This window comes from Streptomyces sp. NPDC002698 (assembly GCF_042888945.1).
Taxonomy (GTDB): Bacteria; Actinomycetota; Actinomycetes; order Streptomycetales; family Streptomycetaceae; genus Streptomyces.
Genome location: NZ_JBIAQM010000007.1, coordinates 217,141 through 244,059, shown reverse-complemented (window position 1 = coordinate 244,059; position 26,919 = coordinate 217,141). Strand labels below are relative to the sequence as shown.

Here is a 26,919-nt window from a genome sequence, read left to right as displayed (position 1 = left end):
GGCCCTCGTGCGTCGCGGGACGCCGGGGTCCGCGGCGGCCCGGTCACGCGGAGGGCGTCGTCTCCGGCTCGATCAGGCCCTCGCGATAGGCGATGGCCACGGCCTCGGTGCGGCTCGCGGCACCCAGCTTGGCGAGGATGTTGGAGACGTGGACGCTCGCCGTCTTGCCGCTGATGAACAGCTCCTCGCCGATCTGGCGGTTGGTGCGCCCGTGGCCGAGCAGTCGCAGCACGTCGCTCTCCCGGGCGGTCAGCGCGGCGATGCGCTGCTCGGCGGCCGGTGACCCGTCGAGGTTGCCGCGCCGCACGAGCGTGTCCAGGGCCTCGCGCAGCGGCACCGCGCCGAGCCGCATGGCGGTGTCGCGGGCGGCGCGGGCCTGCTCACCCGCCTCGTCGCGGCGGCCGGCCGCGAGGAGGGCCTCGGCGAGGCGTCGTCTGCTCCTGGCCAGCTCGTACGGATCGCCGTAGCCGAAGGCCGCGACGGCCCGCTCCCAGGCCGCGACGTCCGGGCCCGTGCGGGCGCGCAGCGACTCCGCCTCGGCACGGGCGAACCAGGCCAGGCCCTCGGGTCCCTGCTCGGCGCCCTTCCCGCCGCGGTCCGCCGCGGCTCCGGCCAGCTCCATCAGCTCGGTCGCGGTGTTCGCCCAGCGCTCGCCGCCGGCCACGTCGCCGCAGCGGCGTGCCTCCTCCGCCGCGTCCGCGACCGCCGACAGCGCGAGCGCGGCGAGCCGCACCACGACCGGCGGCGGGCCGGTGCCGGAGACGTCGGTGAGGTCCTCGGCCGCGGTGCGCAGCCGCCGTACGGCTTCCTCGGCGTCGCCGCTCCGGGCCGCCGCGTCGGTCAGGACGATGCTCGCGACGAGCGTCGACATCCAGTCGAAGGGCCGGTCGAGCAGGGCGCGGGCTCCGGCGACGGCCGCCTCGTGCTCACCGCGGGCGAGGGCGACGTACAGGGCTGGGCCCGTCGCGAACCCGGCCGCCGCCGGCAGCAGTTCGGCGTCGTCGGCGGCCGCTCGCGCGCACGCGTCCCAGCGGCCCAGCGTGTAGAGCACCAGCGACTGGAGGTAGAGCAGCTCCAGGGCGTACGGCGAGGGGAGGAGACCGGCGCGGCGGGCCCGGCCCACACCGTCGCCGAGCCAGGTCAGGCACTCCTCCAGGTCACCGGATTCGTAGGCCCCGATCGCCAGGTTGAACAGAGCCCGCATCTCCACCGGGAAGTTCCCGGCGCCGTGGGCCAGTTCACGGGCCCGACGCAGGCGTTCGCGGCCCTTCGGGGTGCGCCGGTTGTCCGCTTCCATACCGACCAGGGAGATCGTCAGGTCGGCCTGGGCGTCGGCCAGGCCGAGCTGTTCGGCGGTGGCGAGCGCCTGCCGGGCGACCCGCCCGGCGTCCTCCTCCCGCCCCACCAGGCGGGCCGCCATGACATGGGTCGCCGCCGCCCACACCCAGGTGTACGAGGGCGGTTCGGCGGGGATCAGGGAGAGCGCCTCGCTGCTGTACGCGAACGCGTCCTTCAGGCTGTCGATCCGCATCAGGTTGCCGGCGAGGGTGTACCGGACCCGGGCGGCGAGCTCGGAGTCGGCGTCGGAGCCGGCCCTGGCGAGCGCGTCACGGGTGAGGTGGACCGCGCGATGCGTCTCCCCGGCGCTGGCGGCGGCTGCCGAGGCGCGCAGCGTGAGGGCGACCGTGCCGCCGTCGGGGCGGGCACCTGCGTCCACCGCGGGCCACAGTTCGAGCGCGGCCTCCAGATGGCGCAGTTCCTCGGCGGGGGCGCCGACGCACTGGGCGTGATCGGCGGCTTCGAGGGAGGCGGTGAGCGCGTCGGCCAGGTCGTGGCTCTCGCGTGAGTGGTGGGCGCGCTCCGCCGCGTTCTTCGCCGAACGGGCGTCTCCCGCGAGGAGTCCGGCGAACTGGCGGTGCAGCCGGACCCGTTCACCGGGGAGCAGGTCCGCGTACACGGCCTCGCGGGTGAGCGCGTGCCGGAACGAGTACGTCGCGTCGTCCCCGGGGACCAGGAGCTGGTGGCCGACGGCCTCGCGCAGCGCCGACTCCAGTTCGTCCTCCGGGAGTTGTACGGCGCCACGCAGCAGTTCGTGCTCGACGCGCCGCCCCGCGACGGCCGCCGTGCGCAGCACCTGCTGGGCGGTGCCGGAGAGTTGCTCGATGCGGATGAGCAGGAGGTCGGCCAGTCCGCTGGGCATGGCGGGGGAGACGGGGGAGTCGTCGCCGGGCAGCGCGGCGAGCAGTTCCTCGGCGTAGAAGGCGTTGCCCTCGGCGCGCTCGACGATGCTTTTGACCGTGGTGTCGGAGACCGGGCCGGTGCGCAGCGCGCGCACGAGCCGGGCCACGTCGGCGTCGCCCATGGGCCGCAGCTCCAGCCGGTCGACGGCCGGCAGCCGGATCAGCTCGGCGAGCAGGGGACGCAACGGGTGACGGCGGTGCAGGTCGTCCGCGCGGTACGAGGCGAAGACCGCGAGACGCCGGGCGGGGCCGCCGGCCCCGGGCCGCTGGAGCACGCCCCGGCTGAGCAGGAAGCGGAGCAGGTCGCGGGAGGACTGGTCTGCCCAGTGGAGGTCCTCGAGGACCAGCAGGAGCGGGGTGATGTCGGCCAGGTCGGCGAGGAGACCCGTGATGGCCTCGAAGAGCCGGAGCCGGCCGCCCGCGTCGGGTGCGCCGCCGGGCCCCGGGCCGGAGCCGGTCAGCCGGTCCACCGCCGGGTGGGCCGCGAACGCCGGAGCGAAGCGGTCGTCCTCGGCCGCCGCGCCCAGGATCTCCGTGAAGGGGAGGTAGGGCAGGCCCACGTCGCCGAGGTCCACACAGTGCCCGGTCAGGACGGTCGTCCCGGAGGCGGCCGCCCGCGCCGCGGCCTCCGTCAGCGTGCGGGTCTTGCCGACGCCGGCGTCTCCGGCCACCAGGACCGCGCGCGGTTCGCCGTCCCTGGCGCGCTCCAGCACGCCGGTGAGCCGGGAGAGTTCGTCACCCCGGCCGATGAACGGCGTACCGAATGTCTGTGTCACACGCCCATCCTGGCACGCCCCGCCGACAACTCCCCGGCGTGGCCGCCCTGATCGCGGAACGTACCGGTGACCGGCCGGGAGGGGCCTTTTTGACGCATGCGGGTGCCGGGCGGACCGGAGTTCTCCGGTCCGCCCGGCGGAGGGGCGTTCAGGTCGTCGTTCGCCCGGTGGGCGGGCCTCAGACGGGAGTCAGGCCGCCGTTCTGCTCCGGAGCCGCCGCCCGGAGCGGCTCGCCGGTCCCGTCGTCGACGGCGTCGCCACTCTCGCGCACCGCCACCTTGCGCAGGCTCGCCGTGGCGAGGACGGCGGCGCCCAGCAGCAGGACCGCGCCCGCCACGGCCGCCGCCTGCATGCCGTGGGTGAACGCCTCCCGTGCGGCGTCGGTCAGCGCCCGCCCGGCGTCGCCCGGCAGCCCGCCGGCCACGGCCAGCGCGCCGCCCAGCGTCTCGTGGGCCGCGGTCGGGACGCCGGCCGGGATGTCGTGGCGGTAGACCGCCGTGCCGATGGAGCCCAGGACCGCCATGCCGAGGGCGCCGCCGAACTCGGCCCCGGTCTCCAGCAGGGAGGCGGCGGCGCCCGTGTTGCCGAGGGGCACGGTGCCGAGGGCCAGGTCCATCATCTGCGACATCACGGTGACGATCCCGGAGGCGAGGACGCCCGCGCCGGCCAGCACGAGCCACAGGGAGTCGGTGCCGGCGAGGGCCAGCAGGCCGTAGCCGCAGGCGGCGACGACGAATCCGCCGGAGACGACGTGGGCGCGGTGGACGCCCTTCTGCACGAGCTGCGCGGCGACCGGCGCGGCCACGCCCACCAGGACGGTGGGAAGCAGGGACCACAGGGCGGCCGCCATGGAACTCTTCCCGAGCACCGACTGGAGGTACTGGGTGGTGAAGAACGCCGAGCCCATCATGCCGAAGGACGAGATCAGGTTGAGGACGACCGCGGGTGCGAAGCCGCGGCCGCGGAACACGGCGGGGGAGATCAGCGGCGACCTCGCGGTGCGCTGGCGGTGGACGAACAGGGCGGCGAAGACCAGGCCGACGAGGACCGAGACGACGTACTCGGTCTTCCAGCCCTCGGACGGGATCTCCTTGACGCCGTAGATCACCGGCAGGACGGCGGCCATCGACAGCGGAACGCTCGGCAGGTCGAAGCGGCCGGGCTCGGGGTTCCTGGACTCGGGCAGCAGGAACGGGCCGAGGACCAGCAGCAGCGCCATCGCGGGCAGGTTGACCAGGAAGACCGAGCCCCACCAGAAGTACTGGACGAGGACTCCGCTCATCACCGAACCGAGGGCGATGCCGCCGGTCATGACGCCGGACCACAGGCCGATCGCCTTCGTGCGCTGTCCGGGGTCGGTGAACATCGTCCGGATGATCGCCATGGTCGACGGCATCAGGGTCGCGCCGCCCACGCCGAGGACCGCGCGGGCCGCGATCAGCATCTCGGCGCTGTTCGCGTAGGCGGCCAGCACCGAGGCGGTGCCGAACGCGGCGGCGCCGAACAGGAGCAGCTTGCGGCGCCCGACGCGGTCGCCGAGGGAGCCCATCGTCATCAGCAGGCCGGCGAGCACGAACGCGTAGATGTCGAAGATCCACAGCTGCTGGGTGCCGCTCGGCTCCAGGTCCGCGCTGATCGAGGGGATCGCGAAGTAGAGGACGGAGACGTCCATCGAGACCAGGAGCAGCGGAAGCATCAGGACACCGAGGGCGGTCCATTCGCGGCGGCCGGCCAGGGCGCCGGGGGCGCCGGAGGCGGGAGTCGTGCTCGTCGGGTTCGTCATGGCAGGGACTGTACGGGCGTCTTAAACGCTTGTCTAGTACGTGCGTTTAAGACGTGCGTATCAAACAGCTGTCCTTGACGGACGTATGGGACGCTTGTCTGAATCGGGGGTAGGGTGACCGGCATGGGACACCGTGAGGATCTGCTCGAAGGCGCCAAGCGCTGCCTGCTGGAGAAGGGCTTCGCGCGCACCACGGCGCGCGACATCGTCAAGGAGTCGGGGACGAACCTGGCGTCCATCGGCTACCACTACGGATCCAAGGACGCGCTCCTCGCGCAGGCCTATGTCGCCCTGGTGGAGGAGATGCCCTTCGACGGCGACGGGGTGACCGGGATCAGCGGTGCGCCCGGCTCGCTGGAGCGGTTCCGCGAGGTCTGGTCGAACATCGTCGGCACCATGCGCGAGCCCGGCTCGCTGTGGCGGCTGAGCATGGAGGTCATGACCATCGAGCTGCCCGAGGTGCGCGACCATCTGGCCCGCGCCCAGCGGGAGGGCGGGCGGGGCCTGGTCGCGATCCTCATGGGCGTGCCCGAGGAGGAGGTGACCGACGAGTCCGCGGACACGCTGGGCCGCTTCTACCTGACCCTCATGACGGGCCTCATCGCGCAGTGGACCTTCGACCCGAAGACCGCCCCCGACGGGGACGCCCTGACCGAGGGGCTGCGCCAGGTGATCGAAGGGGTGCGCGAGGCGGGGTGAACGAGGGCGATCCCCCCGCTCATTCCCGGGGGGCGGGGACGCGCCGGTCCCGGAGCGCCGGGACCAGCGCCAGCAGCATCAGGACGCCCGTGACGGTGAACGCCGCCGGGTACCCCGACGGTCCGGCCAGGACACCGAAGCCGAGCGCGCCGACGCCCATGCCGCCGTCGTAGGCGAGATTCCACAGCGCGCTGACCGTGCCGTAGCCGGAGGCCCGGACCCGTGCGTACATCAGGCTCAGCGTGGCGTTCTGCGCGATGCCGAAGCCGGTTCCGAAGACGGCCACCCCGGTCAGGACGGCGGCCGTGCTCCCGGTGAACGCGGTGATCAGCATGCCACCGGCCGACAGGAGCAGACCCGGCACCACGAGCCCCGCGGGCCCGTGCCGGTCGCCGTACCGGCCCGCCGCCCACCGGGCCGCGGTCGACGCTGCGGGCTGCACGAAGAGGGCCACCGCGACGACCGAGGAGGCGGCGGTGGGCACCGCCACCGGCAGGAAGGTGACGACGATCCCGGTGGCGACAGCCGTGGTCGCGAAGACGGCCGCGGGCCGCGCCAGCTGACCGGTGCGCAGTGCCGCCAGCATCCCCACCGGCTTCTCCGACGCCCGCTCCCGGCCGGGCAGACCCGGCACCGAGGCGACGGCGGCGAGCGCGGCCACCCCGGCGGCGACGGCTACCGGGGCGAAGCCGACGCGCCCGGCCAGCCACATGCCCAGCGGCAGGGCGATCAGGGACGGCACGCCCGAGACCACGCCCACCAGCGCCAGCCCCTCACCCCGCCGCTCGGCCGGGATCAGCGAGGCGGTCAGCGCCCCGCCGGCCACCAGCGTCAGCGCGAAGCCGAGGCCGCGGACCAGGCACACCAGCACGATCCACACCAGCGAGTGCGAGAAGGTCAGCACCAGCGCCGGAGCGCCGAGCAGCGCGAGGCCGGCGGTCAGCGCGGCCCGGTAGCCGTAGCGCGCGACCAGACGGGGTGCGCCCAGTTCGCCGAGCACGGTGGCCAGCATCAGCGCGCCGGTGGCCGGGCCCGCCCCCGAGGCCGTGGCGTAGGCGGGGACGACCGACAGCAGCAGGAAGAAACTCACCGACGCCCCGATCATGCTCACGAAGCGGAGCATCAGGGGCCGGGTGAGCAGCGGAGGCCGCCCGGCGGATCCCTCGGCCGGACGCGCCACACCCGCTGCCGCCCCGCCTGCCGGAACGGCCGCCCCCTCTGCCGCTGCCGCCCCCTCCGCCGCTGCGGACGTCGGGTGGGGTTTCGGGGACGCGGTCGAGGGCGGTGCGGGCGCCGCGACCGGCGTCCGCGTGGTCGGCCGGGAGGTCCGTCGCATCGGGAAAGGCATCATGCGAACGACGCTAGGCTCCGGCCGGACCGCCGGTAAGCTCCAATTCCATGCCTCCGCAGTGGACCGGTTCGTCACCCGCCCTGCTGCTGTCCGTCGACCGCGACAGCGGCGAGCACCTGCGGGTCCAGCTCGAACGGCAGCTTCGCCACGCGATCCGCACGGGCCGCCTCGGCGCCGGGGAACGGCTTCCCTCCTCCCGCGGGCTCGCCCGCGAACTCGGTCTGTCCCGCGGTCTCGTCCAGGACTGCTACGCCCAACTCCAGGCGGAGGGCTATCTGGTGACCCGGGTCGGCTCCGCCACCCGGGTCGCCGCGGGAGCGCACGTGCCGCCCGCGCCCGCGCCCCGGGGCCGGGCCGCCCCACGGCTGATCGCCGATTTCCGGCACGGCGTACCGGACTTGGGGAGCTTCCCGCTCGCCGACTGGCTCTGGGCCACCCGCGAGGCGGCCCGCGCGATGCCGACGTCGGATCTCGACTACGGCGATCCGCGCGGGAGTTCGGCGCTGCGCGAGGTCGTGGCCGGATATCTGCGCCGGGTGCGCGCGGCCGCGGCCGACCCCGAACGGATCGTCGTCTGCTCCGGCTACGCGCAGGGGCTCGGACTCACCTTGCGCGGCCTGGCGCTCGCCGGGGTGCGGGTGGTGGCGTACGAGGATCCGGGCGGCCCCGCCACCGCGTCGGCCGCCGCCGGCGCCGCGGCTCTCACGGCCGTGCCCGTGCCGGTCGACGAGGACGGTGTCGACGTGCGCGCGCTCGACGCGACCGGGGCCCGTGCCGTCATCGTCACCCCGGCCCACCAGTGGCCCACCGGGGTCGTCCTCGCCCCCGAACGCCGGATCGCCCTGATCGAGTGGGCCATGCGCCGGGACGCGTACGTCATCGAGGACGACTACGACGCCGAGTTCCGCTACGACCGGGAGCCCGTCGGCGCGCTCCAGGGCCTGGCCGCCGACCGGGTCGTCTCGATCGGCACCGTCAGCAAGTCGCTCGCCCCGGCGCTGCGCCTCGGCTGGATCCTCTGCCCGCCCGCGCTCGCCGCCTCGCTGGCGGAGGCCAAGCTCCTGAGCGATCGAGGCTCCCCGACCCTCGATCAGCTCGCCCTGGCCAGACTGATCGAGTCCGGGCGCCACGACCGCCATCTGCGCCGGATGCGCACGCTCTACGCGGCCCGGCGCACCGCCCTGGTCGACGCGCTGGCCGCGCACGCGCCCGAGGTCCGGCTCACCGGCCTGGCCGCCGGCTTCCACGCGGTCCTGCACCTGGCGCCGGCCACCGACGAGCGGTCCGTCGTCCTCGCGGCCCGGGAACGTGCCGTCGGCCTGTACGGCATGAGCCCGTGCCGCTCGGACGGGTCGGCGACACCGCCCCGGCTGGTGCTCGGTTTCGGTGACGTGGGGGAGCGGGCGATCGCCGAGGGAATCGCGACCGTCGGCGACCTGCTGACCGGCAAGGCTCGCCGCCAGGCCTGACCGCAGGCTTCAGAGGCGGGCGCCCTTCAGTGCCATGTGCAGCAGCAGTCGGTCCTCGCCGTCGTCCAGGTCCAGGCCGGTGAGCTGCTCCACGCGGGACAGGCGGTAGTACAGCGTCTGGCGGTGGATGCCCAACTCGGCCGCCGTGCGCCCGGCCTGCCCCGCCCGGTCGAGGAACACCTCGGCTGTACGGGCGAGTTCGCGGTGGGCGATGCCCAACAGGGCGCTCACGGCGGGGTCGTGGGCGGCGTCCGGCGGCAGCGCGGTGAGGAGCCGGAAGGGGCCGATCGCCCCCCACTCGGCGACCGGACCGAGCCGCGGCTCGGCCAGCACCGCACGCGCGGCGGCCGCCGCCTCGCGCCAGGCGGCGCCCAGCTCCCCGAGCCCCTCCCGGGCCCCGGCGACCCCGGCGGCCACCGTCCCGTGCGACGCGGGACCGGCGCCGGAGGAGGACCCTGGACCGCCGCCGTGCGTCGCGGCACCCGGACGGCCGGTGGGGGAGCTCGCACCCCGCCCGACCCCGGAGGCGGTGCCCGGGCCCCGGACGCCCGCGGTGGAGGCGGTACCCGCGCCGCGGGCTCCCCCGGCCTCCCGTACGAACCGTCCGGCCGCCGTCAGCGCCGGAGTCAGGACGTCGGGCGAACGCAGCCGGACCAGCAGGGCCAGGCTCTGGCCGGTGGTGCCCCACGGGATGGTGCACAGGGCGGTCGTCCCCGGCACCGTACGGGCGGAAGGGGCGTCGTCCGGGTCGGCCGAGGGCCACGGGGCCACGCACACCACCGTGTGCAGACCGTCGCCGCGCGGGCCGAGCGCCGTGCGCAGTTCGGCCACCGCCATGTCCCGCTGCCAGCCGCGCTCGGCGGTCAGGACGGCCCGCAGCTCCCGGGTGAGATCCGCGCCGGCCTGGGCCTCGTCCGCGAGCAGCGCGCCGATGCGGGAGGTCACCTGCATCGCCCCCGCGAGCTGGGCGTCGGTGGGACCCGGGTCGTCGTCGAGCAGCCAGACATAGCCGAGGACGACGCCCCGATGGCGTACGGGGAGACAGATCCGCCCCCGGTAGACCCCGGCCTCGGGGGTCGGCGGGATACGGACGGGCCCGGTCGCGCGGGTGATGCCGAAGCCCTCGAACCAGGTGCGGACCGCGGTGGTGGAACGCCGGGTGAGGATCGAGCGGGTGCGCACGGGGTCCAGGGCGGACGGGTCGAGGTCGCCCTCGCTGTCGTACGCGCCGAAGGCGATCAGTTCGAAATCGCGGTTCTCCAGCGTCGCCGGGACGCCGAGGAGCGCCGAGATCTCGTCGACCAGCTCTTGGTAGTCGCCTCTGTGTTCACCGCTCACCCCGGTATTCTCGCGCATTTCCGCGAGCCCTTCATACATATGTCTGAGATCCGGGGCAGGGATGCGTGACAGCTGTCGATGGCCCAGGATCGTGGATATCCCTAGGTTTCACGGTGGTTCTCCGTGCCGTACCCGAATCGTCGGGACTCGGCCTCCTGCTGACTTCGTTGTGGAGGTGCCCCGTGCTGGGTCCCGTGATTCTCGCCGCCTCGCGCAGCGACAAGATGCGCCGTCTGATCTCGGCCGCCCCGGTGACCAAGCCGGTCGTCGACCGCTTCATCCCCGGTGAGACCGTCGACCAGGTCGTCCCGATCATCAAGGACCTCACGGGCAAGGGCCTGGAAGTCACGATGGACGTCGTCGGCGAGGACATCACGACCCCCGAGCAGTCGTACGCCGCCCGTGACGCGTACCTGGAGCTCATCGAGCGGCTGAAGCAGCTGGACCTCGGCACCAAGGCCGAGATGTCGGTCAAGCTGTCGATGTTCGGACAGGCCCTGGAGGGCGGCCACGAGCTGGCCCTGGCCAACGTCCGTCCGGTCGTCGAGGCCGCCGCCGCCATCGGCACCACCGTCACGCTGGACGCCGAGGACCACACCACCCTCGACTCGATGTTCGCGATCCACGAGGAGCTGCGGAAGGACTTCCCGCAGACCGGCTGTGTGATCCAGGCCTACCTGTTCCGCACCGAGGCCGACGCCCGCCGCCTCGCCGAGAGCGGCAGCCGCGTCCGTCTGGTGAAGGGCGCCTACAAGGAGCCCGCCGAGGTCGCGTACCAGCAGAAGTCCGAGACCGACAAGGCGTACGTCCGCATCCTGAAGATCCTGATGGAGGGCGAGGGCTACCCGATGATCGGGTCCCACGACCCGCGTCTCATCTCGATCGCCCAGGAGCTGGCGCGGACGGCCGGGCGCAAACTGGACGAGTACGAGTTCCAGATGCTCTACGGCATCCGCAGCGACGAACACCTGCGGCTCGCCGCCGAGGGCCACCGCATGCGCGTCTACACCGCGTACGGCACCGACTGGTACGGCTACTTCATGCGGCGCCTGGCGGAGAAGCCGGCCAACCTGCTCTTCTTCGCCCGCTCGATCCTCACCAAGGGCTGAGACCGAACACCCGCTCGACTCAAGGAGTTACGGAAAACATGGACGCTGTGACCCAGGTCCCCACCCCCGTCAACGAGCCGGTGCACGGCTACGCCCCCGGCTCGCCCGAGCGCACCCGCCTGGAGGTCAAGCTCAAGGAGCTGGCCGAGAACCCGATCGACCTGCCGATGACCATCGGCGGCGAGCGGCGCATGGGCGGCGGTGACCGCTTCGACGTCGTGCAGCCGCACAACCACAAGGCGCGCATCGGCACCTACGCCAACGCCACGCAGCAGGACGCCCAGGACGCCGTGGACGCGGCCCTCGCCGCCGCCCCCGCCTGGCGCGCGATGGCCTTCGACGACCGCGCCGCGATCATCCTGCGCGCCGCCGAGCTGCTGGCCGGTCCCTGGCGCGAGACGCTGGCCGCCTCCACCATGCTCGGCCAGTCGAAGACCGCCCAGCAGGCCGAGATCGACACCCCCTGCGAGCTCGTCGACTTCTGGCGCTTCAACGTCCACTACGCCCGCCAGATCCTCGCCGAGCAGCCGCCGGCGAACTCCCCGGGCGTGTGGAACCGCATGGACCACCGTCCGCTGGAGGGCTTCGTCTACGCGATCACGCCCTTCAACTTCACGGCGATCGCGGGCAACCTGCCCACCGCTCCGGCGCTCATGGGCAACGTCGTCGTGTGGAAGCCGTCCCCGACGCAGACCCACGCCGCCGTGCTGCTGATGCAGCTCCTGGAGGAGGCGGGCCTGCCCAAGGGCGTCATCAACCTCGTCACCGGTGACGGCATCGAGGTCTCCAAGGTCGCCCTGGAGCACCGCGACCTCGCCGGCATCCACTTCACCGGCTCGACCAAGACCTTCCAGTACCTGTGGAAGACGGTCGGCAACAACATCGAGAAGTACCGCTCCTACCCGCGTCTGGTCGGCGAGACCGGCGGCAAGGACTTCGTGGTCGCCCACCCGTCGGCGGACCGCGCGGTCCTCAAGACCGCCCTGACCCGCGGTTCCTTCGAGTACCAGGGCCAGAAGTGCTCGGCGAGCTCCCGCGCCTACGTCCCGGCCTCCATCTGGAACTCCGGTTTCAAGGAGGAGTTCGCGGCCGAGGTCGACCACCTGACCATGGGTGACGTCACCGACCTGTCGAACTTCATCGGCGCGGTCATCGACGAGCGCTCGTTCGCCAAGAACAAGGCGGCCATCGACCGCGCGAAGGCCGACCCGACCTGCACGATCGTCGCGGGCGGCACGTACGACGACTCCGTCGGCTACTTCGTGCGCCCGACCGTCGTCGAGTGCTCGGACCCGGAGAACGAGGTCTTCACGACCGAGTACTTCGGCCCCTTCCTCGCCGTCCACGTCTACGAGGACGACAAGTACGACGAGATGCTGACCCAGATGGAGTCGGCGTCCGACTACGCCCTCACCGGCGCGGTCATCTCCGGCGACCGCGCGGCGGCCGCGTACACGATGGAGAAGCTCCGCTACGCGGCGGGCAACTTCTACATCAACGACAAGTCGACCGGCGCCGTCGTCGGCCAGCAGCCCTTCGGCGGCGGCCGCGCCTCCGGCACCAACGACAAGGCGGGCGCCCCGCAGAACCTGATGCGCTGGACGCTGACCCGCGCCATCAAGGAGACGCTGGTCCCGCCGACCGACTACGGCTACCCGCACATGGGCTGACAGCCGAACGCGGCCGCCGGCCCCCGGGCCGGCCGCCCGTCACCCACTCCGCCCCCGCCCCACGGTCTCCCCCGTCCGTGGAGCGGGGGCGGTTCCAGCTTCCGGCCCCGCGGGGCTATCCGGGCAGCTCCGTCCGCTCCCACCACTCGTACACGGGCAGCCTGCCCTCCGGCGAGTCCGCGTGCCGCGGGGTCGCCCTGAAGTGTTCGTAGCCACCACGCAACGCGATCTTCACGTCCGATCCGGGGTCCGGGGCCGGGACGATCCGTTCGGGCAGGTCGTCCGGGCCGCCCTCGAGCAGTGCTCTGGTCGTGTCGTTCATGCCGTCACCGTTTCCCGTTGCCGGAGCCCGATGTGGCATGCCGCGCCGAGGATCAGTCGTGCGGGTGACGCGCTTCGCGGCCGTCGGCCGTCGCGGCGCGGCCGAGGAAGTCCCGGACGAGGGCCGCGATCTGGGCCGCGTGCGTCTCCAGGGCGAAGTGCCCCGTGGGGAGCAGATGGATCTCGGCGTCCGGGAGGTCGCGGCGGAAGGCGAGCGCTCCCTCCGGGACGAAGATCTCGTCGCCGCCTCCCCAGACGGCCAGGAGCGGGACCCGGCTGGTGCGGAAGTACTCCTGGAACGCCGGGTAGAGCGCGAAGTTGGAGCCGTAGTCCGCGATCAGGTCGAGCTGGATCTCCGGCTGGCCGGGGCGGGCCATCAGGGCGGTGTCGTGCTCGTAGGCGTCGGGGCTGACCAGGGTCGGGTCCGGCACGCCGGTCAGGTACTGCCACCGGATCCCGTCCGGGCCGCTGATCGCCCGGACCGGCGCCTCGGTCCCGGGTGTGCGCTCCGCGATCAGCGCCAGCACCGGCGCCCAGGCGTCCGCGCCCAGACCCTCCTCGTAGGCGTTGCCGTTCTGCGTGATGATCGCGGTCACCCGATCGGGGTGCGCGAGTGCCAGGCGCAGGCCGATCGGGGCGCCGTAGTCCTGGATGTAGAGCGCGTACTCCTTGAGGCCGAGCCGCTCGGTGAACTCCCCGGTGATCTCGGCCAGGCGGTCGAAGGAGTACGGGAAGTCGGCGGCCGCCGGGGCGTCCGAGCGGCCGAAGCCGAGGTGGTCGGGGGCGATCAGGCGGTAGCGGTCGGCGAGCAGCGGCAGCAGGTCCCGGAACATGTGCGAGCTGGACGGGAAGCCGTGCAGCAGGAGCAGGACGGGAGCGTCCGCGGGGCCCGCCTCGCGGTAGGCGATGCGGTGGCCGCCGACGGTGGTGGTGCGGTGGTGGACCGGGCGATGGACCGGGTGGCTGCGCATGATCGGATCCCCTAACCCCTGAAAGTCTTTTTGATGGTGAGAACAGTCCAGCACGCTCGCCCCTAACTGGTCAAGATGTTTTTAAAGGTTAGATCTCCGAGGGTGGCCGCCGTGAAGGGCCGCGCCGGGACGGCCTCCGCCTGCCGACCGGTGGGCCGGAGGGCTGGGATTCCCGTCTCCCGTGTGAATACTGACCGCATGGCCACCCGACTGCGGATCGCCCATACGGCGGATCTCGGCCCCGCCGAACTCCACGCCGCACGCGCCCTGTTGGAGGACGCCTTCGACGGGGACCTCAGGAACGAGGACTGGGACCACGCGCTCGGGGGCCTGCACGTCCTGGTCCACGACGGCCGGGGCCTCGCGGCGCACGGCTCGGTGATCCAGCGGCGCGTCCTGCACCGCGGCCGCTCGCTGCGGGTCGGATACGTGGAGGCGGTCGGTGTACGCGCCGATGTGCGCCGCACGGGGCTCGGCGGACGGGTGATGGCCGAGCTGGAACGGATCATCGAGGGTGCGTACGGACTCGGCGCGCTCTCCGCGAGCGAGGACGGGGCCGCTCTCTACACGGCCCGGGGCTGGCGGCTCTGGCCGGGCCAGGTGTGTGTGCTCGCTCCGGGCGGGGCCGTCCGCCTCCCCGAGGAGGAGGGCGCCACCTTCGTCCGTCCCGGCACCGTGCGGGGCCCCCTCGACCCGGCGTACGCGCTGGTCTTCGACTGGCGCGAGGGTGACGTGCTCTGAGTGAAACCCCAGGTCGCGGCCGTGTGACGTAATCCGCCGTCTCAGATAGTAGGAAGTCCGAGTAATCATGGAGACAGATGCGCGGTCCTCACCTAGCTTGGTAGGAGCCGAACGTCTCGCTCGACCAAGCGAATGGCGGTCGTGAGCCGGAGCCCTTGGCAGGCAACCCCTGCGGCACCGCTCCCCGCCCCTTCCGGCGTCTCGTAAATCCCTCATCGCACTTCCGGCCGCCCGTGTGGGCGTGACGCCGGAGGCAAGGAGTCGATTCATCATGGCCGAGACGACCGTCCGCCGAGTCCGTCACCTCTCGCGCACGAGCAGCGAGTCCGACCGCAAGAACGCCGCCGCCGCGCTCCAGCGCGCCCTCGACCGCAGGGACAACGGCGGAGCGACGGGCCACTGAGGCCCGCCGCCCTCGTATCCGGGAGCCGCGCCCGTGAAAGGTGCGGCGTGGGGCGGTGCCCCGCGCCGCACCTCGCCCCGGCCGCGCCGGACGCCGCACGGTGCCGTGGCCTTCAGCTTCCGCGCCGTACCTCGAAGTGGTCGATGCGCTTGCCGCTCTGGGCCAGCGCCGACACCGTGAGCCGGGGCGAGGGGCCCGCCTGCGCCTCCACCGAGAGGAAGGAGAAGCCGGTGTACCGCACCCTGGACCACTCCACGGTGTCCGCCTTCCGCTGCTTCGACTTCGTCCAGTGGAACGTCTTGACGGACTCGCGGCGCGTGACCTTGCCCTCGTAACTGTCCTCGACCCCGGTGGGGAAGCTGTAGAGGCTCTTGCCCGCGCCGCCCGCCGTCACGTACACGATCCCGTCCCGGGTCGGATCGGTCGAGGCGCCCACCGGAACCTGCCTGCCCACCTTGCCGCCCTTGATGGCGTCGGTGCGCTCGTACACGTGGTTGTGTCCGTTGATCACCAGGTCCACCTGGTGCTTGGCGAACAGCGGCACCCAGGCGTCGCGCACCCCGCCGTCGGAGGCGTGCGTCGACGTCGAGTAGGCGCAGTGGTGGAAGAAGACCACGACGAAGTCGACCTGCTTGCGCAGTTCCCCGAGCCGCTTGTCGAGCCAGGCGGTCTGCCGGCCGTCCGAGTAGCCCTTGTTGGCGGGGATCTCGTACGACACGTCGTTGGCGTCCAGCGCGACGATGCCGACGTTGCCGTACACGAACGAGTAGGCGCCCGGCGCGTTCCGGGGGTCGAAGCCGTTGGAGGGGAGCGCCCAGCGCGCCGACTGGCCGCCGTAGCCGTTCGGCGAGTACCAGGCCTCCATGTCGTGGTTGCCGGTCGTCACCATCCACGGCACGGTTTTCGCGACCGTCTCGGTCTGCTTGAGGAACAGGTCCCAGGCGGCCGGGTCGTAGACGTCCGACTGCTGGCCGAGCCCGATCCCGTCCGCGTAGCAGATGTCGCCCGCGTGCAGATGGAAGGCGGGACCGCGGCCCAGGAGCACCTTGTCGTTGGCCAGCGCGGCGGGAGTGACGCCCTGGTCGCCGAAAGCGGTGAAGACGAACTTCTCGGGGTGCGCGGGCGCCGTGCGGAAGCGGCCGACCGTGGGGTGCCGCTCCTTGCTCGCCGGGTCGAAGCCCTCGTGGCCGACTCCGTAGTAGTACGTCGTCCCGGGGTGCAGTCCGTCGAGCGCCGCGTGCAGGTAGTACTGGTCCAGGGCGGCGCGCTGCCCGGTGAGGCCCGGGGTGTGCAGATGGCGGACCTCGGCCTCGATCCTGCGGCTCAGGCCCCAGGGTGTCGAGCCCACCCGGATGTACGGCTTCCTGACCGCGAACGGCACCTGCCAGGAGATCCGCATCTGGGTCTTCGGGTCCGCGCCGAAGGCGAGGTGGCGGCCGAAGGGCGTGGCGGCGGAGCCGGGGACCTGGCTGGTGGCCGGGTTCGGCGAGGAGCCGGACGCCACCCGGGCGGGGGCCTTGGTGCCCTGGGCGCAGCCGGCCAGCAGCCCGCCGCCCGCGAAGGCGCTCGCCGCGACGAGGGCCCGGCGCCGCGTGAGCCTCGTCCTCAGGTACGCGTACTGCTCCGCCATGCTCATGTCGCGCGCGAGCTCGTACGGGATGCCGACGTCGGGGACGGGGGACTCGGGGGAGGTCCCCGTGGAGGGAGCGGTCATGTCTGGAAAGTTCCCAGCCCGCGCCAACGGCGTTCATACGTACGGGTGAACGTGGGTCGAAGCGTAGACGTGCTGCGACACCTGCCTGTCCGTATGACGGACATCGTGTGTCATTCCATGGGACAAGGAGTACGGTGCCGTCATGTCTCGCAGCATCGATCTCGCAGTGATCCCCGGTGACGGCATCGGCCAGGAAGTCGTGGCCCAGGGGCTCAAAGTCCTCTCCGCCGTCCTCCCGCAGGACGTGAAGCTGGAGACCAGGGAGTTCGACTTCGGCGCCCGGCGCTACCACGCCACCGGTGAGACCCTCACCGACGCCGACCTCGACGCCCTGAAGGGGCACGACGCCATCCTGCTCGGCGCGATCGGCGACCCCTCGGTCCCGTCCGGCGTCCTGGAGCGCGGCTTCCTGCTCAAGCTCCGCTTCGCCTTCGACCACCACGTGAACCTGCGTCCCTCGAAGCTCCTGCCGGGGGTCGAGACCCCGCTGGCCGGTCAGCCCGAGATCGACTTCGTCGTGGTCCGCGAGGGCACCGAGGGCCCGTACACCGGTAACGGCGGCACCATCCGCAAGGGCACCGAGCACGAGGTCGCCACCGAGGTCTCCGTCAACACCGCCTTCGGCGTCGAGCGGGTCGTCCGTGACGCCTTCGCCCGCGCCCAGGCCCGCCCGCGCAAGAAGCTGACGCTGGTCCACAAGAACAACGTGCTGACCTTCGCCGGCCACCTGTGGACGAACATCTTCAACAAGGTGGCCGAGGAGTTCCCCGAGGTCACCACGGACTACATCCACGTGGACGCGGCGACGATCTTCCTCGTCACGCAGCCCGAGCGCTTCGACGTGATCGTCACCGACAACCTCTTCGGCGACATCATCACCGACCTGGCCGCGGCCGTCTCCGGCGGCATCGGCGTCGCCGCCTCCGGCAACATCAACCCCAGCGGCGAGTTCCCCTCGATGTTCGAGCCCGTGCACGGCTCGGCGCCCGACATCGCGGGCCAGGGCAAGGCCGACCCCAGCGCCACCGTGCTGTCCGTCGCCCTGCTGCTGCGCCACCTCGGCTACGAGGCCGAGGCGGCCCGGATCGAGGAGGCCGTCGCGGCCGACCTCGCCGAGCGGGTCGGCAAGCCCGCCCGCAGCACCGAGGAGATCGGCGACGCGCTCGCCCTGCGAGTAGCCGGCTGACCCGGCGCACCACCTACGTTCCGTAGCGAAGCCGCCGGGTCGCATCCGCACCCGGCGGCTTTGCCGTGCCCTCGCCGGGTGCCACCATCAGTCCCCGGGGCATCCCCGGGTCATTCCCAGGGCCGTATTCACGCCGTTTCGTCCATGGTCCTCCGCGCGCGATAATCGAGGGTGGAGCCGCGGAACGAGGGAATGCTCGGACGTCCTAGCAGTGGCCACGGACGGTCCGGGTGTGAGCGCGGCCCGTCACATACAACCGGTGAAGGACAAAACCACTCATGACGCAGCCCACGATCGAGCTCAAGCCCTCCGCCAGTCCGCTCTCCGCCGCCGAGCGCGAGGCGATCCTGGTCAACCCCGGGTTCGGCCGCCACTTCACCGATCACATGGTGACCATCAAGTGGACCGAGGGCCGTGGCTGGCACGACGGCCAGCTCGTCCCGTACGGACCGCTCTCCCTCGACCCGGCGAACATGACCCTGCACTACGCGCAGGAGATCTTCGAGGGCCTCAAGGCCTACCGCCGGCCCGACGGCTCCGTCGCGACCTTCCGCCCCGACAAGAACGCCAAGCGCTTCCAGGCCTCCGCCCGCCGGCTCGGCATGCCCGAGCTGCCCGTGGAGACCTTCATCGAGGCCTGTGACGCGCTGGTCCGCCAGGACCGTGACTGGGTTCCCACGCACGGCGGTGAGGAGTCCCTCTACCTGCGTCCCTTCATGATCGCGACCGAAGTCGGCCTCGGCGTGAAGCCCGCCAACGAGTACCTCTTCCTCGTCATCGCCTCGCCCGCCGGCGCCTACTTCGCGGGCGGCGTGAAGCCGGTGTCGATCTGGCTCTCCGAGGACCGCGTCCGCGCCGTTCCCGGTGGCATGGGCGACGCGAAGACGGGCGGCAACTACGCCGCCTCGCTCCTCGCCCAGAAGGAGGCCGCCGCCAAGGGCTGCGACCAGGTCTGCTACCTCGACGCGGTCGAGCACAAGTGGATCGAGGAACTCGGCGGCATGAACCTGTACTTCGTGTACGGCGACAGGATCGTCACCCCGTCCCTCACCGGCTCCATCCTGGAGGGCGTCACCCGCGACTCCCTGCTGACCGTCGCCCGCGACCTCGGCTACACCGCCGAGGAGGGCCGCGTCTCCATCGACCAGTGGCAGACCGACGCGGAGAACGGCACCCTCACCGAGGTCTTCGCCTGCGGCACCGCCGCCGTCATCACCCCCGTCGGCACGGTCAAGCGCGACGGCACCGAGTGGCGCCAGTCCGGCGGCGAGCCCGGCAAGGTCACCCTCCGCCTCCGTGAGGCCCTGCTCGACATCCAGCGCGGCATCACCGAGGACACCCACGGCTGGATGCACCCCCTGGGCTGATCCGCCCGCACCCCCCGCCGGTTCCCGTCCCCCCGACAGGGGTGCGGGGACCGGCTGTTCGTTCGATGCGTGGCGCCCCGGGTGAGCGCGAGGCCGCCGCCGTCACGGCCGCGCCGCCCGGCTGAGCGACCTGGAGTCGGCTCTAGGCGCGAGCCGGTTCCTGCCGGGATTCGACCGGCTGTGACGTCTCCTTCGTCTCCTTCGCCGTGAGCGCCAGGTAGACGAGACCGCCGACCAGGCCGGACAGGACGAAGCTGCAGTCCACCCCGCCCGTCAGGGACAGCAGCGGGCCCTCGTACGACGGCAGTGACACGGCCAGGAGACCGACGAAGGCGCCCAGGGCCCAGGCCGCCGTGGCCCGGACGTTCCAGCCGGCCCGGTACCAGTAGACGCCGCCGCGGGAGCGGCGGTTGAAGACCTGGAGGGCGTCGGGGTCGTAGACCCCGCGGCAGCGGACGAAGCCGATCAGGGTGATGACCGCCCACGGGGTGCCGATCGCGGTCAGCAGCAGGACGAAGGAGGTCATCGCGGACTGGGCGTCCCAGGCGTAGTGGCCGACGAAGACGCAGAGCATGGCGACGACGGCGACCGCGCAGGTGGCGCGGGCGCGCGAGGCGCGGGGCAGGATCGCGTCGAGGTCGAGGCCCATCGAGTAGAGCATCAGACCGGCGTTGCCCACCGAGCCCGCGGAGGCGGCCAGCAGCAGCGGGACCAGGTACCAGCCGGGGGAGGCGGACACCAGCGGTCCCGCGTAGTCGAGGGCCGCGCGGGCCCCGTACGCCGTGAAGGTGCCGAAGAGCTGGGGGACGAGGAGACCGGCGATCAGGCCCAGCCAGGTGCCGTGCAGGACCGTACGGGAGGAGTGGCGCTCGGGGGAGATGTAGCGGGTGTAGTCGCCCAGCAGCGTGATGAACGCGATCGGGCCCGACAGGCCGGCCGCGACCGCCGCGAGCAGCCAGGTGGGCCAGAACGAGCCGAGCAGATAGCCGCCGGCCTCCGGGAGCGCGGCGGTGGTGAAGTGCGGGGCGTACGCGATCACGCCGACCACCAGCAGGGCCGACATGCCGATCGCGAGGGCGCGGGACATGGCGAGCAGCACGCGGTAGCCGTAGACGGCGCCCGCGACGGTGGCGGCGGCCAGCAGCGTGTACACGACGGCGTACGTCAGGCCGTTCGCCTCCAGGCCGAAGAGGCGGCCGAGGACGCCGACCATCACGTCGCCGCCGATCCACACGGTCAGCGCGGTGTAGCCGAGCGCGAGGAGCAGGCCGACGACCGAGCCGACCAGTCGTCCGCGCACGCCGAACTGCGCGCCGGAGGAGGTGGAGAGGTTGGTGCCGGTCCGCAGGGAGACCAGGGCCAGCGGCGCGGTGAGCGCCGTCCCGACGACCGTGCCTGCGACGATCGAGCTCACGGAGGACCACCAGTCGAGCCCGAACGAGGGCGGCAGCCAGCCGAAGATGATCACCCCGAGGCAGAGGTTGGAACCGAGCAGGATCGATATGAGGTCGCGCGGCCCGCTGGTGCGTTCCTCCTCGGGGATGGTGTCGACTCCGCGCTGTTCGATCGGCATGGCTGGTCTCCTTTGACGGCCGCCTGGCGTGGTGCGGGCAGCATCACGAGTTAGAGCGACGCTCAATGTGGCGCCTCCGATGCTTGTCCGTCAATGTTTCCCTTCCATGAATCCTCCGTTTAGAGTGGCGCTCTAAACGGAGGAAGGCGAGGAGGTGTCGCGGCGTGAGACTGACCCCCACGGAACGTGACCGACTGCTGCTGTTCTCGGCGGCCGAGCTGGCCCGTGCCCGCCGGGCGCGAGGACTGCGGCTCAACGTGCCGGAGGCCACCGCCCTGATCGCGGACACCGTCTGCGAGACCGCCCGCGACGGTGGACGGCTGGCCGAGGCCGTCGAGGCGGCCCGGTCCGTTCTCGGCCCCGACGACGTCCTGCCCGGCGTCGCCGACATCGTGACCGAGGTGCACGTCGAGGCCGTCTTCGAGGACGGCTCGCGCCTCGCGGTGGTCAGCGACCCCATCGGCGGCGGCCTCGGCGAGCGGGCACCCGGCGCCCTGCTGCCGGGCCCGGAGCACGCCGAGCCCGAGGCCGCCGTCCGCCTGTCCGTGACGAACACGGCCCCCGTCCCCGTCTCCGTCACCTCCCACTTCCACTTCTTCGAGGCCAACCCCCGGCTCGACTTCGACCGGCCGGCCGCCTACGGCATGCGGCTGGCCGTGCCCGCCGGCTCGTCCGTCCGCTTCGGCCCGGGGGAGAGCGCCGAGGTGGGGCTGCTGCCCATCGGCGGAGCGCGTGTCGCGATCGGCTTCGCCGGGCTGGTCGACGGACCGCTGGACGCGCCCGGCGCCAGGGAGGAGGCCCTGCGCCGGGCCGCAGCCTGCGGCTACCTCGGCGTACCCGACACCCGTGACCAGGAGGCCGAGCGATGAGCCGCCCAGGAGGCCACCCCGCCGAGGCCCGCCGCCTCACCCCCTACGAGTACGCCGCGACCCACGGCCCCCGCGCCGGTGACCGGGTCCGGCTCGGCGACTCGGGGCTGACCGTCCGCGTCGAGTCCGACGCCCAGCTCCCCGGCGACGAGTTCCTCGCCGGATTCGGCAAGACCGCCCGCGACGGGCTGCACCTCAAGGCCGCCGCCGTCCGGGACACCTGCGACGTCGTCATCAGCAACGTCGTGGTGATCGACGCCGTCCAGGGCATCCGGAAGGTGTCCATCGGCATCCGCGAGGGCCGGATCTGCTCGATCGGCCGGGCCGGCAACCCCGACACCCTCGACGGCGTCGACGTCGTGGTCGGCACCGGTACGTCCATCGTCTCCGGCGAGGGCCTCATCGCCACCGCCGGAGCCGTCGACACGCACGTCCACCTGCTCTCGCCGCGCATCATGGAGGCCTCGCTCGCCTCCGGGGTGACGACGGTCATCGGCCAGGAGTTCGGGCCGGTGTGGGGCGTCGGCGTCAACTCGCCCTGGGCGCTGCGCCATGCCTTCGGCGCCTTCGACGCCTGGCCGGTCAACATCGGCTTCCTGGGCCGGGGTTCGTCCTCCGACAGCGCGCCGCTGATCGAGGCGCTCGCCGAGGGCGGCGCGAGCGGCTTCAAGGTCCACGAGGACATGGGCGCCCACACCCGGGCCCTGGACACGGCCCTGCGGGTCGCCGAGGACCACGACGTCCAAGTCGCCCTGCACAGCGACGGGTTGAACGAGTGCCTGTCGGTCGAGGACACCCTCAGGGTGCTCGAAGGGCGCACCATCCACGCCTTCCACATCGAGGGCTGCGGCGGCGGGCACGTCCCGAACGTGCTGAAGATGGCGGGCGTCGCGAACGTCATCGGGTCCTCCACCAACCCGACCCTGCCCTTCGGCCGGGACGCGGTCGCCGAGCACTACGGGATGATCGTCTCCGTCCACGACCTGAAGACCGACCTGCCCGGCGACGCCGCCATGGCCCGCGACCGCATCCGCGCCGGGACCATGGGCGCCGAGGACGTCCTGCACGACCTGGGCGCCATCGGCATCACCTCCTCCGACGCGCAGGGCATGGGCCGCGCCGGCGAGACCGTGCGCCGCACCTTCGCCATGGCCGGGAAGATGAAGGCCCAGTTCGGCGCCCCCGAGGACCACGACAACGAACGCGTCCTGCGCTACATCGCCAAACTGACCATCAACCCGGCCATCGCGCACGGCCTCGCCCACGAGGTCGGCTCCATCGAGACCGGCAAGCTCGCCGACATCGTGCTGTGGCGCCCCGAGTACTTCGGCGCCAAACCGCAGCTCGTCCTGAAGGCCGGCTTCCCGGCCTACGGAGTGGTCGGCGACCCGAACGCCGCCACCGACACCTGCGAACCCCTCGTCCTCGGACCGCAGTTCGGGGCGCACGGCGCGGCCCCCGCCGAGATCTCGGTGGCGTTCGTCGCCCAGGCCGCGCTCGACCAGGGCAACGACACCATGCCGACCCGCCGCCGCCGTGTGGCGGTCCGCGGCACCCGCGGCATCGGCCCCGCCGACCTGCGCCTCAACTCCCGTACCGGAGCGGTCGACGTGGACGGACGCACCGGCCTGGTCACCCTCGACGGCGAACCGCTGCGCTCCGACCCCGCCGACTCGGTCTCCCTCAACCGCCTGTACTTCCTGTAATCGACAGCCTCTAAGGATCACCCATGTCTGCTGCCGCCGACGGCTTCCGCATGCCCGCCGAGTGGACCCCGCACGAGCGCACCTGGATGGCGTGGCCGGGCCCCAACCCCACCTTCGACAGCCCCGAGGACCTCGCCGCCTCCCGTGCCGCCTGGGCGGAGGTGGCCCGCGCGGTCCGCCGCTTCGAACCCGTCACCGTGGTGTGCGGTCCGGGCCAGTCCGGGCCGGCCGCCGAACTCCTCGGCCCCGGCGTCGACACCGTCGAGCGGGAACTCGACGACGCCTGGATGCGCGACATCGGCCCCACCTTCCTCACCAACGGGCACGGTGAACTGGCCGCCGTGGACTGGACGTTCAACGGCTGGGGCGCTCAGGACTGGGCCCGCTGGGAGCACGACTCCAAGATCGGCGCGCAGGTCGCCGAACTGGCCGGAGCGAAGGCGTACGCCTCCCGGCTGGTCAACGAGGGCGGCGCGATCCACGTCGACGGCGAGGGCACCGTGCTGCTCACCGAGACCGTGCAGCTCGGCCCCGAGCGCAACCCCGGCTGGAGCCGCGAGCAGGTCGAGGCGGAGATCCACGCCCAGCTCGGCACCGAGAAGGCGATCTGGCTGCCGCGCGGCCTGACCGGCGACTACCCCCCGTACGGCTTCGGCACCCTCGGCCACGTCGACATCGTCGCCGCCTTCGCCCGGCCCGGCGTGATCGTCGCCCACTCCCAGCCGGACCCCGCGCACCCCGACCACGAGGTCAGCAAGGAGGTCATAGGGCTGCTCAAGGCCCAGACCGACGCGCGCGGCCGCGCCGTCGAGGTCGTCGAGGTCCCCGCCCCGACCGTCCTGGAGGCCGACGGCCACTGGGCCGACTACTCGTACATCAACCACTACCTCTGCAACGGCGGCGTCGTCCTGTGCGGCTTCGACGACCCGCGCGACGAGACGGCGGCGGACATCTTCCGCCGGCTCTTCCCCGAGCGGACCGTGACCCTGGTGGACGCACGTACGATCTTCGCGGGCGGCGGTGGCATCCACTGCATCACCCAGCAGCAGCCGAAGGTCTGACAACGGGAGTCACGGATGGCCGGTGCGCGGAAGAACGCGCCACCGCGCGAGGAGGTCCTCGCCGCCGCGATGGAGATGATCGCCGAACGCGGTCTGGAGAAACTCACCATGGCGGCGCTCGGCCGTGAGGTCGGCATGAGCAGCGGCCACCTCCTCTACTACTTCCGCTCCAAGGACGAGCTGCTGCTGCGCACCCTGGAGTGGAGCGAGGGCCGCCTCGCCGCCGAGCGCGGCCGGCTGCTCGCCGCGCGCGGCACCGCCCGCGAACGCCTGGACGCCTACGTCGACCTGTACGTCCCCGACGGCCACCGGGACCCGTACTGGACCCTGTGGCTGGAGGTCTGGAACCACTCCCAGAACGCGGACGACGACGCCCGCGAACGGCAGGCCGCCATCGAGGGTGCCTGGCACCGGGACCTCGTCGCGCTGCTCGCCGAGGGCGTCTCGCGCGGAGAGTTCCGCCCCGTCGACGCGGACCGCTTCGGCGCCCGGCTGCGCGCCCTGATGGACGGCTTCTCCATCCATGTGGCGATCGGTCTGCGCGGCACCAGCCGCGATCAGGTCCTGTCCCACGTGAAGGAGTTCCTCGACGCGTCGCTGGGCTGACCGGTCGTACATCCGTACCGGCATGTAGCCCAGTGCTCGCATCCTGAGACACCGTGTGATCACGGAGGCGGTTTGTGCCACACTGCCCCCGTGCTCTCGTTCGCCACGATTATTGGCAGCAGGCGCGCCGGTCCGCAGTGACCGCCACGTACGACCAGGTACGGGCGGACACCGTCGTTCTCGACCCGCGCGCAGACCTCTCGCACCCGCGAGGGGTTTTTCGCATTTCTGGCCCACCTTCAGCCGGGAGCGCAGCGCGCGGGATCATTGGGGGACGGTGGAGCCGGTCATTCCGGTAGACCGAGTTTCAATACAGGAGCCTTGAGACCATGACGGAAACCAGCGAAGTCGACGATTCCTTCCACGTCTTCGACACGACGCTGCGCGACGGCGCGCAGCGCGAGGGCATCAACCTCACCGTGGCGGACAAGCTGGCCATCGCGCGGCACCTGGACGACTTCGGGGTGGGCTTCATCGAGGGCGGCTGGCCCGGCGCCAACCCCCGCGACACCGAGTTCTTCGCCCGCGCCGCCCAGGAGATCGACTTCCGGCACGCCCGGCTCGTCGCCTTCGGTGCCACCCGCAGGGCCGGCGCCAAGGCCTCGGAGGACCCCCAGGTCAAGGCCCTCCTGGCCTCCGGCGCCCCGGTGATCACGCTGGTCGCCAAGTCCCACGACCGGCATGTGGAGCTGGCGCTGCGCACCACGCTGGAGGAGAACCTGGAGATGGTCCGCGACACCGTCTCGCACCTGGTCGCGCAGGGACGGCGGGTGTTCGTGGACTGCGAGCACTTCTTCGACGGCTACCGCGCGAACCCCGCCTACGCGAAGTCCGTGGTGCGGGCCGCGCACGAGGCCGGCGCCGACGTGGTCGTGCTGTGCGACACCAACGGCGGCATGCTCCCCGCCCAGGTCCAGGCGATCGTGCAGACGGTCCTGGCGGACACCGGGGCCCGGCTGGGCATCCACGCCCAGGACGACACCGGCTGCGCGGTCGCCAACACGCTGGCCGCCGTCGACGCGGGCGCCACCCACGTCCAGTGCACCGCCAACGGCTACGGCGAGCGGGTCGGCAACGCCAACCTCTTCCCCGTCGTCGCCGCCCTGGAGCTCAAGTACGGCAAGAAGGTGCTCCCCGAAGGCGCGTTGCGGGAGATGACGCGGATCTCGCACGCCATCGCCGAGGTCGTCAACCTGACCCCCTCCACCCACCAGCCCTACGTGGGGGTGTCGGCGTTCGCGCACAAGGCCGGCCTGCACGCCTCCGCGATCAAGGTCGACCCGGACCTCTACCAGCACATCGACCCCGAGCAGGTCGGCAACACCATGCGGATGCTGGTCTCCGACATGGCCGGCCGCGCCTCCATCGAGCTCAAGGGCAAGGAGCTCGGCATCGACCTCGGCGACGACCGCGAACTCGTCGCCCGCGTCGTGGAACGGGTCAAGGAACGCGAACTCAAGGGCTACACCTACGAGGCCGCCGACGCCTCCTTCGAACTCCTGCTGCGCGCCGAGGCCGAGGGCAGGGCGCGCACCTACTTCGAGGTCGAGTCCTGGCGGGCCATCGTCGAGGACCGCCCCGACGGCAGCCACGCCAACGAGGCCACGGTCAAGCTCTTCGCCAAGGGCGAGCGCATCGTCGCCACCGCCGAGGGCAACGGCCCGGTCAACGCCCTGGACCGCGCCCTGCGCGTCGCCCTGGAGACGCTCTACCCGCAGCTCGCCAAGCTGGAGCTGGTCGACTACAAGGTCCGCATCCTGGAGGGCAAGCACGGCACGCAGTCCACGACCCGCGTCCTGATCTCCACGTCCGACGGCGCGGGGGAGTGGTCCACGGTCGGTGTGGCGGAGAACGTCATCGCCGCGTCCTGGCAGGCACTGGAGGACGCGTACACCTACGGCCTGCTGCGGGCCGGGGTGGAACCCGCGGCCTGACCCGCCGGACCGCCGGAGGGCGCGGTTCCCGC

21 protein-coding genes are annotated in these 26,919 nt (G+C 72.4%); 13 read left to right on the top strand and 8 right to left on the bottom strand.

Features of this window, described 5'->3' with window-relative positions:
* Positions 1–43: 43 nt before the first annotated feature.
* Positions 44–3,016, bottom strand: a complete 2,973-nt coding sequence (locus ACFYW9_RS13625) for an ATP-binding protein (protein WP_389148750.1) — start codon at positions 3,014–3,016, stop codon at positions 44–46.
* Positions 3,017–3,194: 178 nt separating this feature from the next.
* Positions 3,195–4,799 carry an MFS transporter gene (locus ACFYW9_RS13620; protein WP_389148747.1) on the bottom strand — a complete coding sequence of 535 codons (1,605 nt, stop codon included), beginning with the start codon at positions 4,797–4,799 and terminating at the stop codon, positions 3,195–3,197.
* Between the two features lie 123 nt (positions 4,800–4,922).
* On the opposite strand from ACFYW9_RS13620, the gene ACFYW9_RS13615 reads away from it, so the two are divergent.
* The gene (locus ACFYW9_RS13615) at positions 4,923–5,498 is read left to right on the top strand and encodes a TetR/AcrR family transcriptional regulator (RefSeq protein ID WP_382790998.1); all 576 of its coding nucleotides are present in this window, start codon (positions 4,923–4,925) and stop codon (positions 5,496–5,498) included.
* Between the two features lie 19 nt (positions 5,499–5,517).
* Here ACFYW9_RS13615 and ACFYW9_RS13610 read toward each other — a convergent pair whose 3' ends face one another.
* On the bottom strand, positions 5,518–6,603 hold the full coding sequence (locus ACFYW9_RS13610) for an MFS transporter (RefSeq protein ID WP_389148961.1): 1,086 nt from the start codon (positions 6,601–6,603) through the stop codon (positions 5,518–5,520).
* 293 nt (positions 6,604–6,896) lie between these two features.
* On the opposite strand from ACFYW9_RS13610, the gene ACFYW9_RS13605 reads away from it, so the two are divergent.
* Positions 6,897–8,318, top strand: a complete 1,422-nt coding sequence (locus ACFYW9_RS13605) for a PLP-dependent aminotransferase family protein (protein WP_389148743.1) — start codon at positions 6,897–6,899, stop codon at positions 8,316–8,318.
* A 9-nt stretch (positions 8,319–8,327) separates the two neighbouring features.
* Here the strand turns inward: ACFYW9_RS13605 and ACFYW9_RS13600 are convergent, their stop codons facing one another.
* Complete coding sequence (locus tag ACFYW9_RS13600) at positions 8,328–9,674, bottom strand: PucR family transcriptional regulator (RefSeq protein WP_389148740.1); 1,347 nt, start codon at positions 9,672–9,674, stop codon at positions 8,328–8,330.
* A 164-nt stretch (positions 9,675–9,838) separates the two neighbouring features.
* Between ACFYW9_RS13600 and ACFYW9_RS13595 the strand changes: the two genes are divergently transcribed.
* Together ACFYW9_RS13595 and pruA are read left to right on the top strand one after the other, a co-directional pair.
* Entirely contained in the window at positions 9,839–10,765 is a 927-nt protein-coding gene (locus ACFYW9_RS13595; RefSeq protein ID WP_351868705.1) for a proline dehydrogenase family protein, read from the top strand.
* A gap of 38 nt (positions 10,766–10,803) precedes the next feature.
* Complete coding sequence (pruA, locus tag ACFYW9_RS13590; protein WP_351868709.1) at positions 10,804–12,435, top strand: L-glutamate gamma-semialdehyde dehydrogenase; 1,632 nt, start codon at positions 10,804–10,806, stop codon at positions 12,433–12,435.
* Between the two features lie 115 nt (positions 12,436–12,550).
* On the opposite strand, the gene ACFYW9_RS13585 is transcribed toward pruA, so the two are convergent.
* Entirely contained in the window at positions 12,551–12,757 is a 207-nt protein-coding gene (locus tag ACFYW9_RS13585; RefSeq protein WP_351868712.1) for a DUF5988 family protein, read from the bottom strand.
* A 52-nt stretch (positions 12,758–12,809) separates the two neighbouring features.
* Positions 12,810–13,727, bottom strand: a complete 918-nt coding sequence (locus ACFYW9_RS13580) for an alpha/beta fold hydrolase (RefSeq protein ID WP_389148735.1) — start codon at positions 13,725–13,727, stop codon at positions 12,810–12,812.
* A gap of 198 nt (positions 13,728–13,925) precedes the next feature.
* Between ACFYW9_RS13580 and ACFYW9_RS13575 the strand changes: the two genes are divergently transcribed.
* Positions 13,926–14,468, top strand: a complete 543-nt coding sequence (locus ACFYW9_RS13575) for a GNAT family N-acetyltransferase (protein WP_389148732.1) — start codon at positions 13,926–13,928, stop codon at positions 14,466–14,468.
* 271 nt (positions 14,469–14,739) lie between these two features.
* Positions 14,740–14,871, top strand: a complete 132-nt coding sequence (locus ACFYW9_RS13570; RefSeq protein WP_103550476.1) for a hypothetical protein — start codon at positions 14,740–14,742, stop codon at positions 14,869–14,871.
* Positions 14,872–14,983: 112 nt separating this feature from the next.
* On the opposite strand, the gene ACFYW9_RS13565 is transcribed toward ACFYW9_RS13570, so the two are convergent.
* Entirely contained in the window at positions 14,984–16,585 is a 1,602-nt protein-coding gene (locus ACFYW9_RS13565) for a purple acid phosphatase family protein (protein WP_389148729.1), read from the bottom strand.
* Positions 16,586–16,727: 142 nt separating this feature from the next.
* On the opposite strand from ACFYW9_RS13565, the gene ACFYW9_RS13560 reads away from it, so the two are divergent.
* Together ACFYW9_RS13560 and ACFYW9_RS13555 are read left to right on the top strand one after the other, a co-directional pair.
* A complete protein-coding gene (locus tag ACFYW9_RS13560) occupies positions 16,728–17,771 on the top strand; it encodes a 3-isopropylmalate dehydrogenase (protein WP_351868723.1) in 1,044 nt (347 codons plus the stop codon).
* 278 nt (positions 17,772–18,049) lie between these two features.
* A complete protein-coding gene (locus ACFYW9_RS13555) occupies positions 18,050–19,138 on the top strand; it encodes a branched-chain amino acid aminotransferase (RefSeq protein ID WP_389148725.1) in 1,089 nt (362 codons plus the stop codon).
* Positions 19,139–19,280: 142 nt separating this feature from the next.
* Here ACFYW9_RS13555 and ACFYW9_RS13550 read toward each other — a convergent pair whose 3' ends face one another.
* A complete protein-coding gene (locus ACFYW9_RS13550; protein ID WP_389148722.1) occupies positions 19,281–20,711 on the bottom strand; it encodes a cytosine permease in 1,431 nt (476 codons plus the stop codon).
* Between the two features lie 164 nt (positions 20,712–20,875).
* Between ACFYW9_RS13550 and ureA the strand changes: the two genes are divergently transcribed.
* From ureA to cimA, 5 genes are all read left to right on the top strand, one after another.
* Positions 20,876–21,580 carry an urease subunit gamma gene (gene ureA / locus ACFYW9_RS13545; RefSeq protein ID WP_328671634.1) on the top strand — a complete coding sequence of 235 codons (705 nt, stop codon included), beginning with the start codon at positions 20,876–20,878 and terminating at the stop codon, positions 21,578–21,580.
* Positions 21,577–23,286, top strand: a complete 1,710-nt coding sequence (locus tag ACFYW9_RS13540; protein ID WP_389148719.1) for an urease subunit alpha — start codon at positions 21,577–21,579, stop codon at positions 23,284–23,286. Before ureA ends, ACFYW9_RS13540 begins: the two co-directional genes overlap by 4 nt.
* Before the next feature lie 23 nt (positions 23,287–23,309).
* Positions 23,310–24,347: an agmatine/peptidylarginine deiminase gene (locus ACFYW9_RS13535; RefSeq protein WP_389148716.1), complete on the top strand. Its 1,038-nt coding sequence runs from the start codon at positions 23,310–23,312 to the stop codon at positions 24,345–24,347.
* 15 nt (positions 24,348–24,362) lie between these two features.
* Positions 24,363–24,953, top strand: a complete 591-nt coding sequence (locus ACFYW9_RS13530) for a TetR/AcrR family transcriptional regulator (protein WP_389148713.1) — start codon at positions 24,363–24,365, stop codon at positions 24,951–24,953.
* Positions 24,954–25,282: 329 nt separating this feature from the next.
* Positions 25,283–26,887: a citramalate synthase gene (cimA, locus tag ACFYW9_RS13525; protein WP_389148710.1), complete on the top strand. Its 1,605-nt coding sequence runs from the start codon at positions 25,283–25,285 to the stop codon at positions 26,885–26,887.
* The last annotated feature ends 32 nt before the right edge of the window (positions 26,888–26,919 follow it).

Coding starts and splice junctions, on each gene's coding strand:
- ACFYW9_RS13620 (WP_389148747.1), bottom strand. CDS start 4,799: ATGACGAACCCGACGAGCACGACTCCCGCCTCCGGCGCCCCCGGCGCC.
- ACFYW9_RS13615 (WP_382790998.1), top strand. CDS start 4,923: ATGGGACACCGTGAGGATCTGCTCGAAGGCGCCAAGCGCTGCCTGCTG.
- ACFYW9_RS13610 (WP_389148961.1), bottom strand. CDS start 6,603: ATGATCGGGGCGTCGGTGAGTTTCTTCCTGCTGCTGTCGGTCGTCCCC.
- ACFYW9_RS13605 (WP_389148743.1), top strand. CDS start 6,897: ATGCCTCCGCAGTGGACCGGTTCGTCACCCGCCCTGCTGCTGTCCGTC.
- ACFYW9_RS13600 (WP_389148740.1), bottom strand. CDS start 9,674: ATGCGCGAGAATACCGGGGTGAGCGGTGAACACAGAGGCGACTACCAA.
- pruA (WP_351868709.1), top strand. CDS start 10,804: ATGGACGCTGTGACCCAGGTCCCCACCCCCGTCAACGAGCCGGTGCAC.
- ACFYW9_RS13585 (WP_351868712.1), bottom strand. CDS start 12,757: ATGAACGACACGACCAGAGCACTGCTCGAGGGCGGCCCGGACGACCTG.
- ACFYW9_RS13580 (WP_389148735.1), bottom strand. CDS start 13,727: ATGCGCAGCCACCCGGTCCATCGCCCGGTCCACCACCGCACCACCACC.
- ACFYW9_RS13575 (WP_389148732.1), top strand. CDS start 13,926: ATGGCCACCCGACTGCGGATCGCCCATACGGCGGATCTCGGCCCCGCC.
- ACFYW9_RS13570 (WP_103550476.1), top strand. CDS start 14,740: ATGGCCGAGACGACCGTCCGCCGAGTCCGTCACCTCTCGCGCACGAGC.
- ACFYW9_RS13565 (WP_389148729.1), bottom strand. CDS start 16,585: ATGACCGCTCCCTCCACGGGGACCTCCCCCGAGTCCCCCGTCCCCGAC.
- ACFYW9_RS13560 (WP_351868723.1), top strand. CDS start 16,728: ATGTCTCGCAGCATCGATCTCGCAGTGATCCCCGGTGACGGCATCGGC.
- ACFYW9_RS13555 (WP_389148725.1), top strand. CDS start 18,050: ATGACGCAGCCCACGATCGAGCTCAAGCCCTCCGCCAGTCCGCTCTCC.
- ACFYW9_RS13550 (WP_389148722.1), bottom strand. CDS start 20,711: ATGCCGATCGAACAGCGCGGAGTCGACACCATCCCCGAGGAGGAACGC.
- ACFYW9_RS13540 (WP_389148719.1), top strand. CDS start 21,577: ATGAGCCGCCCAGGAGGCCACCCCGCCGAGGCCCGCCGCCTCACCCCC.
- ACFYW9_RS13535 (WP_389148716.1), top strand. CDS start 23,310: ATGTCTGCTGCCGCCGACGGCTTCCGCATGCCCGCCGAGTGGACCCCG.
- ACFYW9_RS13530 (WP_389148713.1), top strand. CDS start 24,363: ATGGCCGGTGCGCGGAAGAACGCGCCACCGCGCGAGGAGGTCCTCGCC.
- cimA (WP_389148710.1), top strand. CDS start 25,283: ATGACGGAAACCAGCGAAGTCGACGATTCCTTCCACGTCTTCGACACG.